Genomic DNA, 11134 nt, shown 5'->3' on the forward strand with positions numbered 1-11134 from the left:
ATGCACCATACTGTGGAGCAGATTCTTAGATTTGGCAACACTATGGTTCATAGTGTTGCGGTTTTGGCCGCAGTTCAGAAGGTTGGCGGCGTGCAGGCGCTGACGATCCGGCATTTTTCCGGCCCCACCTGCCGGAACCTGTGCGGCGTGCGGCTGTCAAAGTAATAGGCATCCCCCGGCCCCAGCACTTTGCGCTGATCCCCCACCGTCACTTCGATCCGGCCCGAGATCACCACGCCGCCCTCCTCGGCCTCGTGCCCGTACAAAACGCGGCCCGTGTCCGCGCCCAGATCATAGGTCTCCTGCAGGATCATCATCGCACGGCCATATAGGTTCGACCCCACCTGCCGCAGCGACAGCCCGCCCTTGCCGATCTCGGTCAGGTCTTCGGCGGCATAGAAAACCGTCTGTTCGCTTTCGATCTCCAGCGAGAAAAAATCGGACATGCTGATCGGGATGCCCTGCAAAATCCGCCGCAGCGCACCGACCGACGGATTCATCTTGCCGGACTCGATCAATGAGATGGTCGAGTTCGGCACATTCGACGTCTTGGCCAGCGCCCGCTGCGACAGGCCGGCCCGTTCGCGCAGGGTGCGCAGGCGCAATCCAAGGGTCAGATCATCCTGATTGGCGTTCTTCATGTTCAGTATCCGCATCACTTGAGGGGTTGGGGGACAGTAAATCAAGGACTTATGAATCACAAGAAACAGGCTTTCGCTCGGGGCTGCGAACACTACATTCGCGCGGTCATATTTACGGGCGTACCCGCCCGGCAACCCGAAAGGACGCAAGATGCTGAATGCTCAGATTTCTGAACGCCGCAACACCTCGATCGCACAGGGCGTGGGAATGCAGACGCAGGTCTATGTAGACCGCGCCGTGAACTCGGAAGTCTGGGATGTCGAGGGCAAGCGCTACATCGATTTCGCTGCAGGCATCGCCGTCGTCAACACCGGGCATTGCCACCCCAAGGTGATGGAGGCGGTGCAGAAACAGGCCGCCAGTTTCACCCATACCTGCCATCAGGTTCTGCCCTACGAAACATATATCCGTCTGGCCGAGCGTCTGAACGAAAAGGTCCCCGGTGATTTCGCCAAGAAAACCGTTTTTGTGACCACCGGTGCCGAAGCGGTCGAAAACGCGGTCAAGATCGCCCGCGCCGCCACCGGCCGCCCCGCCGTGATCGCCTTTGGCGGCGGCTTCCATGGACGGACCTTCATGGGCATGTCGTTGACCGGCAAGGTGCAGCCCTACAAGGCCGGGTTTGGTGCGATGATGCCCGACACCTATCACGTCCCCTTCCCGGTCGAGCTGCACGGCACCTCGGTCGCGGATTCGCTGGGCGCGCTGACCAAGCTGTTCAAGGCCGATCTGGACCCGGGCCGCGTTGCCGCAGTCATCATCGAGCCGGTTCAGGGCGAAGGTGGCTTCTACCCTGCCCCCGCCGAACTGATGCGCGGCCTGCGCGCCCTGTGTGACGAACACGGTATCGTTCTGATCGCCGACGAGGTGCAGACCGGTTTCGCCCGCACCGGCAATCTGTTTGCGATGGACGCCTATGACGTGGCCGCCGACATCACCACCATGGCCAAGGGTCTGGCGGGCGGTCTGCCGCTGGCTGCTGTCACCGGCCGCGCCGATCTGATGGATGCGGCCAAACCGGGCGGTCTGGGCGGCACCTATGGCGGCAACCCGCTGGGCATCGCCGCCGCCCATGCGGTGTTGGACGTGATCGAGGAAGAAGACCTCTGCGCGCGCGCCAACGAACTGGGCTCGCGCCTGAAACAGCGGCTGGAATCGATCCGCGCCCGCACGCCCGAGATCGTCGATATTCGCGGCCCCGGATTCATGATCGCAGCCGAGTTCAACACCACCCACGGCTCGGCCCCGAACCCCGACATGGCCAACGCCGTGCGCGCCGAAGCGCTCAAACGCGGATTGATCCTGCTGACCTGTGGCGTATATGGGAACGTAATCCGTTTCCTCGCACCACTGACGGTGCAGGACGAGATCTTCGCCGAGGCCATGAATATCCTGGAAGCCTCGGTCGACGCTGCCAAAGGAGCCTGAACATGCTGGATACCGAAGTAACCAAGCTGGAGCTGAAAGACCCCGGCCTTCTCGAAACCCGCGCCTATATCGATGGCGAATGGGTTTCGGGCGAGTCGACGTTTCCCGTCCACAACCCCGCCACCGGCGATCTGATCGCCAATGTGACGGATGTCAGCATCGAAGGCACCGCGCAGGCCATTGATGCCGCCTATGCCGCCAAGAAAGACTGGGCGGCGCAAACCGGCAAGGAACGCGCGGCCATCCTGCGCAAATGGTTCGATCTGATGGCCGAGAACGCCGATGACCTGGCCACCATCCTGACCGCCGAAATGGGCAAACCCTGGCCCGAGGCGCGCGGCGAGATCCTGTACGGGGCCTCGTTCATCGAATGGTTCTCGGAAGAGGCCAAGCGCGTCTATGGCGACGTCATCCCCGGCCACCAGCGTGACAAGCGCATCGTGGTGCTGAAACAGCCCGTCGGCGTGGTGGGGTCGATCACCCCGTGGAACTTCCCCAACGCGATGATCGCGCGCAAGGTCGGCCCGGCGCTGGCTGTCGGCTGTACCTTCGTGGCTCGCCCGGCAACGCTGACACCGCTTTCGGCACTGGCGATGGCTGTGCTGGCCGAACGCGCGGGCATCCCGGCGGGTGTGTTCAACGTGATCCCGGGCACCGACAGTTCGGGCGTGGGCAACGAGCTCTGCACCAACGACAAGGTCGCCAAGATCACCTTCACCGGCTCGACCCGCGTGGGTCAGATCCTGATGCGTCAGGCGGCGGATACCATCAAGAAGATGTCGCTGGAACTGGGCGGCAACGCGCCCTTCATCGTGTTCGACGACGCCGATGTGGATGCCGCCGTGGACGGCGCGATGATCGCAAAGTTCCGCAACAACGGCCAGACCTGCGTCTGCGCCAACCGCATCTACGTGCAGGCGGGCGTCTATGACGAATTCGCCGCCAAGCTGGCCGAAAAGACCAAAGCCCTGAACGTGGGTGACGGCTTCGGCGACGGCGTAACCACGGGCCCCCTGATCAATCAGGCCGCGGTCGACAAGGTCGAAGAACATATCTCGGACGCGGTGTCCAAGGGCGCAACCGTGACGCTCGGCGGCAAACGCTCTGGCCTCGGCGGCACGTTCTTTGAACCGACCGTCCTGACCGGCGTCACCCGCGACATGGTGGTGGCGAAGGATGAAACCTTTGGCCCCGTCGCGCCTCTGTTCAAGTTCGAGGACGAAGACGACGTCGTTGCCATGGCCAATGACAGCGAATTCGGTCTGGCCGCATATTTCTACAGCCGCGATCTGGCGCGCGTCTGGCGCGTGGCCGAGGCGTTGGAGTCGGGCATGGTGGGCATCAACACCGGCCTGATCTCGACCGAGGTCGCGCCCTTTGGCGGCGTCAAGCAATCCGGTCTGGGCCGTGAGGGCTCGAAATACGGCACCGACGATTTCCTCGAGATCAAATATCTCTGCATGGGCGAGATCTCCTGACCCCCGACGTCCGGCTTCGGCCAATGGCGTCAAGAAAAGGACCGGGCTTCGCACAAGCCCGGTCCTTTTTTATGGCCTGGGACAATCCCGGCGTCAGGTCGCCAGTAGCGCAAAATGCGAGGACGCGACCGCCAGCTTGGACACGCTCAGCGCGCCGCCTGACCGCAGTTCCGCAATTAGCCGGTCTGTCCGTTGCGCCAGATCCCCGTTCTGCTCGACCCAGTGGGCAACGCTGTCCTTGCCGGAGTTCGCCCCGGACAGCACCAGCGCGGCAGCGGCAATGTTGGACTGATGTACCCGGATGTCCGACATCAGACGGGACAGCGCCACCCGTTCCCAATGGTCGCCGACGGCAACACTTCTGGCCCGCGACCGCAGCCAGTCGAGGCTGAACCGGGCGCCGGTTGCAAAATAGCTTGCGGCCACGTCCCGCACCTCAAGCTGCAACCGTTCCGAGACATCGAAGATATCCATCGCGCCACCCAGCAGCTCAAGCGTCGCAACTTTCGACGCCAGATCGTCCGGGGTGCCCTTTTTCAGCAACTCATCCGTCCGCAGCTTGAGCCGTTCCAGAGAAAACGCGCTGACCGTCGCTTCGGCCACCGACACAATCTCGGCAATGCCGGGCTGATAGACCGCGATGGCATCGCCGATCGAACGGACATTGTTCTTGATCAGCCGCTGGCACTGAGCGGCCAGCATTTCCGACAGCGCCCGGTGGATTTCGATCTGCACATCTGCCGCAAGCTTGTTGTCCAGCGCGTTGACCTCGGCCGCGGTATCGGCAAGGCCGAAAATCTCGCGATCGATGATGAACGCCTTGACGATTTCGCCCACGGTCGCGCCGGTATCCTCGCGCAGACGGGCGCAGAATGTCGGCCCGATTTCGTTGACCAGCATATTGACGACCACCGTCGCGATGATCTCGCGCCGCAGGCGGTGGTTGCGCAGCACCTCAAGATGCGCAGTGCGCAACGGGGTCGGCATATATTCGATCAGGAACCGTTCCATATACGGGTCGTCGAGAACATCCGACTTCACCAGATCCGAGAAGATATCGTTCTTGGCATAGGCCACAAGCACGGCGATCTCGGGCCGGGTCAGGCCCCGGCCGGCGGCGCGGCGTTCGGCGATTTCCTCGTCATCAGGCAGATACTCGACCGCGCGGTCCAGTTTGCCTTCAGCCTCGAGCCCCTCCATGAACCGGACATGGTTGTCCAGCAGCGCAGGGGCTGCAGCCTCATCCAGCGAGATTGCCAGCGTCTGGTGATAATTGGTCTTCAGCACCAGTTCGCCGACTTCATCGGTCATATCGGCAAGCAGCGTGTTGCGCTGCTTTTCCGTCATGTCGCCGGCATCGACGACTGCGCCCAGGGCGATTTTGATGTTGACCTCGTGGTCCGAACAATCGACCCCGGCCGAGTTATCGACAGCGTCATTGTTGATCTTGACGCCGCCCTGCGCCAGCTGGATGCGGCCCTTTTGGCTGACACCCAGATTGGCGCCCTCGCCGATCACCCGCACGCGCACTTCGTTGGCGTTCACCCGGATCTGGTCGTTGGCCCGGTCGCCGGTATCGGCGTGGGACTCAACGGCACTCTTGATATAGGTGCCGATGCCGCCGAACCACATCAGATCGGCCTGCGATTTCAGCAGCGCCCGGATCAGTTCGAACGGGGTGACGGTCTTGTCGTCCAGCCCGGTCAGCTTTCGGATCTCGGGCGTCAGCTTGATCGACTTCAACGACCGCGAGAATACGCCGCCGCCTTTCGAGATCAGCTTGGAATCATAGGATTCCCAACTGGAACGCGGCAGTTCGAACAGCCGCTTGCGCTCGGCAAAGCTTTTGGCCGGATCAGGATTTGGATCGATGAAGATGTCGCGGTGGTCGAACGCGGCGACCAGCTTGATCTGGTCCGACAGCAGCATGCCGTTTCCGAATACATCCCCCGACATGTCCCCGCAGCCGATCACCGTGAAGGGCTGCGTCTGGGTGTCGTGGTCCAGTTCGCGGAAATGGCGTTTCACGGCCTCCCATCCGCCTTTGGCGGTGATCCCCATTCCCTTGTGGTCATAGCCGTTCGAGCCGCCCGAGGCGAAGGCGTCGCCCAGCCAGAACCCGTATTCGGTGGCCAGGGCGTTGGCATAATCTGAAAAGGTCGCCGTGCCCTTGTCGGCAGCAACAACCAGATATGGGTCGTCGGGGTCGCGGCGAACCACCGCATCGGGCGGGACGATATCCGCGCCCGAGATATTGTCGGTGATGTCCAGCATGCCGGACAGGAAAATCCGATAGCAGCGCACCGCCTCGGCCATAACCTCTTCCCGGCTGCCACCGGCAGGCAGGGTCTTGGGCAGGAACCCGCCCTTCGAGCCGACAGGCACGATAACCGCATTCTTGACCTGCTGCGCCTTGACCAGCCCCAGCACCTCGGTGCGGTAATCCTCTTTGCGGTCGGACCAGCGCAAACCGCCACGCGCAACCGGGCCATAGCGCAAATGCACCCCTTCGACCGAGGTCGAATAGACAAAAATCTCGCGCCACGGGCGTGGCAATGGCAGTTCGTCCAGCTTTGAACAATCGAACTTGAACGACATGTAGGGCTTGTCGCGCCCATCCGCGCCGGGCTGGAAATAATTGGTGCGCAGCGTCGCCTGAATGGCATTGCGGAACCGGCGCAGGATCTGGTCGAAGTCGAGGCTGGCGACCTTCTCCAGCATCGCTTCGATGTCTGCCGCAATCGCTTTTGCTGCCTTTTTCCGCTTGTCGGAATCCCCCGAAGCAGCCGGATCAAACAAGGCCTGAAACAGCTCGACCAGCTTGCGCGCGATGCCGGGATTGGCGATCAGAGCGTCCTGCATATAGGGCACCGAATACGGAATCCGCGCCTGACGCAGGTATCCGCCATACGCCCGCAACAGCGCGGTTTCGCGGATCGACAGACCGGCGACCAGCACCAGCCGGTTCAGCGGGTCGTCATCGGCCTCTGCCGCCCAGAGCGTGGAAAAGGCCTCTTCCAGATTGCTGCGAACGGCGGTGACATCGATTTTCTGCCCGTCCGAGGACTGCATGTGAAAGTCGTGAATCCAGATCGTATCCTCGCCACGGTCGATCAGGAACGGATGTTCTGCCAGAATGCGGAAACCCAGATTTTCGAGGATCGGAAGACAATCGGACAACGGCACCGACGGCCCGCGCTTGTACAGCTTAAAGCGCACGCTGTGTTCGGGGTCTTCCAGCCTGCGGTAGAACTTCAGCACCAGGTCGGTTTCAGCGTCCAGCTGCTCCATCTTGTCAATGTCGGACACCGCCGTGACCGCCTGAAACTCGTCCCGATAGGACACGGCAAACCCGTCGCTATAAAGCGCATGCAGCCGGTTGCCTTCGGATTCGCCCTTGCGTTCGACCAGCGCGTCGTGAAGGTGGTCGCCCCAGCTGCGCACCGCATCGATGATCCGCGCCTCAAGCGCCGCGGCCTCTTCCTTTGATGCGACCTTGCCGCTCAGTGCGATGACGAAATGCACCCGCGCCAGAACCTCGTCAAAGGCAGGCGACCACGTTGCGACGCGGCCTTCGAATTCTTCCGCCAGAATGTCACCGATCTTGGTCCGCAACTCGGTGTTGTACCGCTCGCGCGGGACGTAGACGAGGCACGAGACGAACCGCCCGAACCGGTCCGGGCGCAGCAACAGCCGCGATCTTGGCCGGATCGTCAGATGCAGCGCGTCGATGGCATTTTCGAACATCTGGTCGTCCGAGCTCTGGAACAGCTCATCGCGCGGATAGATCCCCAACACATGTGTCAGCGCCTTGCCGTCATGGCTGTCGGGGGTAAAGCCCGAACGTTCGATGATGCGCTCGACCTTCTGCCGCAACAGCGGGATCGACTTGGGGCTGCGGTTATAGGCGGCAGCGGTGAAATGCCCGATGAACACGTGCTCGCCGGTCTGCTTGCCCTTTCCGTCAAACTGCTTGACCCCGATCAGATCGAAATGCGTCGCGCGGTGAACGGTCGAACGGCGGTTCGCCTTGATGATCATCAGCGGAGAGATATCGCTGGCAAAGGCATCCATCTCGGGCGAGCGGTCAGTGAAATTGCCCTTCAGGTCACGCAGGACGGTGAATTCCGGATCGCGCATCAGGCCAAGCGCCGTTTTGCCGACCTGACGCATCGCGCCGGTTTTGCTGTCGGCGGCATATTCGCGGTATCCCAGGAACGTAAAGTGGTTCTGCGCCAGCCAGTCCAGGAATTCGACAACCTCAGCCGTGGCCGCCTTGGATTTCTTGGGGGCATTGCCCGTGAGCATCTTGGTCACGGTGCCCAGACGCTCCATGATCGGTTGCCAGTCCTCGACCGAGACGCGCACGTCCTTCATGATCTGGGCGACCTCGGCCTCGAGCCGGTCAATCTGCGCCTGATCCCCGATCTGATCAATCTGGACCTGGATCATCGACTCGACCAGACATTCGGCATCGGATGAGTCGGGCGCACCGATCCGGGTGCCGTCGGGGCCCCGTTTGACCCGCAGCAGCGGGTGGATCAGCGAATGTATCGACAACCCCTGCCCGGCCAGAAACGACGTGACCGAGTCGACAAGGAACGGCATGTCGTCATTGACGATTTCCAGAACCGTATGGGCGCATTCCCAGCCATGTTCCGCCATGCGCGGGTTGTACATCCGCACCCGCGCCTCGCCCGATGGCTTGTGCGCCGCAAATTTCCACAGCGCCAGAGAGGCCCCGTAAACCTCTTCCGCCGTCCGGCCCTGCAGGTCTTCGATCGAGGATCGGCCAAACAACATTTCCAGAGCGGTCAGGAAATCATCGCAATCCGTTTTGTCCAACCGCGCCGAAGCGATGGCGCGGACTTCGTCCAACAATTGATCGAAAGCGGGGTTCTCAGTCTTAGTCATTGCACTCTCCCAGCGGCGGCCAGCCGTCATTCAATTTCTGTTGGCGGCTGAATCCAAAACAGAATCGCCCGCCTTATGTCGACACACGCTCTGACACTGACGGTACCTGCGAAATCCGGTTTCGAACAATGCCTAAAGCTAAAATCCGGTTTTCCACCGGCCACGGCCACCCTCGTTCCCCTGCACAAAAGGTGAACCGGCACAGCCAGCCAAGCCTTCTCGCGCGGACCGTCAGACGCGCCATGACATTATCTGAACACCTCGCTCCGGGCTGTGGCGCGGCTTCAATTGGCGGAATTGACCGCGGCGGCTCAACCAAGCCGCCGCGATCCGGTTTTTGACCTTACTGCCCCAGCGCCACGCCTTCGCGGCGGGGGTCAGCGGCACCGATCAACTGGCCATCCTTGATCAGGATCGCATGCAGGCCCGAGTTCAAGTCGACCGTCTTGACCTCATGGCCCTTGCCGGTCAGCGCTTCGGCAAAATCCGCAGCGGCGGTTTCCTGCTCCACATCCATGCTCGATCCGTTGCGATGCACGAAATGGCCGGTCTCGATGGCGTCCTGCGGGTCCATGTCCCAATCAAGGATCGCGATGATGGTCTTGGCCACGTAGTTGATGATGCGGCTGCCCCCGGGCGAGCCGATCAGCAAATAAGGCTCACCGTCCTTCATCACGATGGTCGGCGACATCGAACTGCGCGGACGCTTGCTGCCCTCGACCCGGTTGGCCACCAGACGGTCGCCGTCCTTGGGCGCGCGGTCAAAATCGGTCAGTTCGTTGTTCAGCAGGAAGCCCCGCACGAAAACCCGGCTGCCAAAGAAGGTCTCGATGGTCGTGGTCATCGACAGGGCGTTGCCATACTGGTCGCGGATCACGATATGGCTGGTGCCGGGACGATCGGGGTTCTGCGAGGGCGCAAACAGCGCGGTATGATCGCGCGGCGGCTCACCCGCCTTGCGCTTTTCACTGGCCGCAGCCGGGTCAATCATCTCGGACCGCAGCTTCAGGTAATCCTTGTCCAGCAAACCCTTGACCGGCACGTCAACGAAATCGCTGTCGGCCATGTAAAGCGCGCGGTCGGCATAGGCCAGCTTGGCGGCCTCGGCATAAAGATGCGCCAGTTCCGCGTTCCAGCCGGTGCCTTTGAGGTCAAAGTTGTTGAGGATACCCAGAATCTGACCCACGGTCAGACCGCCCGAGGTCGGCGGGCCCATGCCACACACGTCATAGCCGCGATAATCGGCGCAGACGGCGGGGCGGACCTTGACCCGATAGGCGGCCATGTCTTCCAGCGTGATGTTGTTTTCCACCTTGGACGTGGCCTCTGCCGCAGCCACGATATCCTCGGCAATCGGACCGTGATAAAAGGGATTCGCACCCTGATCGGCCAGAATACGCAGGGTCTCGGCAAAGGCGGGGTTCTTCAGCAGGGTGCCTTCGGCCAGCGGGCTGCCATCTTCGTTAAAGAAGTATTCCTTGGCACCGGGGAAGACATCCAGATACCGCTCGCGGTCAATCGTGGACTGGATCGAGTATGCCATGCGCGGCGACACTTCGAACCCGTTTTCGGCCTGTTCGATGGTCGACTGGAACAGCGAGGCCCAGTCTTTCTTGCCATAAAGATTATGGGTCACTTCCATCAGCCGCAGGATGCCGGGCACACCCACCGCCTGCCCGCCCGAGATCGCCTCGGCGAACGGCATCTTCTCTCCATCAGGCAGCAGGAACCGTTCAGGCGTGGCTTTGGCGGGGGCTTTCTCGCGCGCATCAAAGGTGGTCAGGGTTTTGGATTCGGCGTCCCAATACAGCAGAAACGCGCCACCGCCGATGCCCGAGGATTGCGGCTCGACCAGGTTCAGCATCAGCTGCACGGCGATCATCGCATCGGCAGCAGTGCCGCCTGCGGCCAGCACGTCGTAACCAGCCTTGGCGGCAATCGGGTTCGCGGCGGACACCATGAACTCGGTGCCGGTGACCGAATCCTTATCCTCCCATCCATAGCCATATTCCGGCGCGGGGTCCTGCGCGCTGGCAGCACCCGCGATGACCCCCAGGGCCAGCGCGGCGCCGGTTCTCGAAAATATCCTCATCACTAACTCCTCCGGATGATGACGAATTCCAAAAAACGCTTTAATACTGGTACTTTGAAAACAATTGATCGAAACCGCAGGTGCGGTCTACCGGACCACGTAGACAGACACATCCGAGTGCCGGACCACGCGGGCCGCATTCGGACCCAGCAGGTAATCCTTGAGGTCGGGCCGATGCGCGCCAATGACGATCAGATCGCTGCCCGCCTCTTTGGCGGTGTGCAGAATCTCCTGATAGGCCGTGCCTGTCGCCACCACATGGCGCACGTTTGCGTTGCGCGTCTCCCCCAGGACCGACTTTCCAAGGTCTTCCAGGGCCTGGTGGGCCTTGGCCACCGCCTGTTCATGATGCTCAGGCTCAAAGAAGCTGCCGACAAAAGATTCCCCAAAATCCGGCAGCACGGTCACGACATCCAATTGCGCGCCATCCAGCTGCGCCAGTCGCGCGGCCTGACGCAACACATTGGCATCGGTTTCCGGCTTTCCGGCATCCACGGCGCAGAGGATGGATTTTGTCATGGTGTTACCTCTTGGTCAGTGGTGCGTGCGGCGCGGCCGCGCTGCAGGAAGGCGATGAGGG

Annotated in this window: 6 protein-coding genes; 2 read left to right on the forward strand and 4 right to left on the reverse strand. The window is 61.7% G+C overall.

The genetic code is table 11. The features are described from left to right. Nucleotides 1-74: 74 nt before the first annotated feature. Nucleotides 75-656, reverse strand: coding sequence for a cupin domain-containing protein (locus ACR0EZ_RS06335; RefSeq protein WP_480611795.1), 582 nt, complete (start codon nucleotides 654-656; stop codon nucleotides 75-77). Between the two features lie 136 nt (nucleotides 657-792). On the opposite strand from ACR0EZ_RS06335, the gene ACR0EZ_RS06340 reads away from it, so the two are divergent. Together ACR0EZ_RS06340 and ACR0EZ_RS06345 are read left to right on the forward strand one after the other, a co-directional pair. After that, complete coding sequence (locus ACR0EZ_RS06340; RefSeq protein ID WP_480611796.1) at nucleotides 793-2070, forward strand: 4-aminobutyrate--2-oxoglutarate transaminase; 1278 nt, start codon at nucleotides 793-795, stop codon at nucleotides 2068-2070. Between the two features lie 2 nt (nucleotides 2071-2072). Then, on the forward strand, nucleotides 2073-3548 hold the full coding sequence (locus ACR0EZ_RS06345) for an NAD-dependent succinate-semialdehyde dehydrogenase (protein ID WP_480611797.1): 1476 nt from the start codon (nucleotides 2073-2075) through the stop codon (nucleotides 3546-3548). Between the two features lie 93 nt (nucleotides 3549-3641). Here ACR0EZ_RS06345 and ACR0EZ_RS06350 read toward each other — a convergent pair whose 3' ends face one another. The 3 genes from ACR0EZ_RS06350 to ACR0EZ_RS06360 form a co-directional block, all read right to left on the reverse strand. Continuing rightward, entirely contained in the window at nucleotides 3642-8462 is a 4821-nt protein-coding gene (locus ACR0EZ_RS06350) for an NAD-glutamate dehydrogenase (protein ID WP_480611798.1), read from the reverse strand. Between the two features lie 343 nt (nucleotides 8463-8805). Next, nucleotides 8806-10554 carry a gamma-glutamyltransferase gene (gene ggt / locus ACR0EZ_RS06355; protein WP_480611799.1) on the reverse strand — a complete coding sequence of 583 codons (1749 nt, stop codon included), beginning with the start codon at nucleotides 10552-10554 and terminating at the stop codon, nucleotides 8806-8808. Nucleotides 10555-10641: 87 nt separating this feature from the next. Next, nucleotides 10642-11073 (reverse strand): universal stress protein, encoded by a 432-nt coding sequence (locus tag ACR0EZ_RS06360; protein ID WP_480611800.1) that lies wholly within the window; start codon nucleotides 11071-11073, stop codon nucleotides 10642-10644. Between the last annotated feature and the right edge of the window lie 61 nt (nucleotides 11074-11134).

It is taken from the genome of Ruegeria sp. AK4, assembly GCF_056541025.1.

Coding starts and splice junctions, on each gene's coding strand:
- ACR0EZ_RS06340 (WP_480611796.1), top strand. CDS start 793: ATGCTGAATGCTCAGATTTCTGAACGCCGCAACACCTCGATCGCACAG.
- ACR0EZ_RS06335 (WP_480611795.1), bottom strand. CDS start 656: ATGCGGATACTGAACATGAAGAACGCCAATCAGGATGATCTGACCCTT.
- ggt (WP_480611799.1), bottom strand. CDS start 10,554: ATGAGGATATTTTCGAGAACCGGCGCCGCGCTGGCCCTGGGGGTCATC.
- ACR0EZ_RS06360 (WP_480611800.1), bottom strand. CDS start 11,073: ATGACAAAATCCATCCTCTGCGCCGTGGATGCCGGAAAGCCGGAAACC.
- ACR0EZ_RS06345 (WP_480611797.1), top strand. CDS start 2,073: ATGCTGGATACCGAAGTAACCAAGCTGGAGCTGAAAGACCCCGGCCTT.
- ACR0EZ_RS06350 (WP_480611798.1), bottom strand. CDS start 8,462: ATGACTAAGACTGAGAACCCCGCTTTCGATCAATTGTTGGACGAAGTC.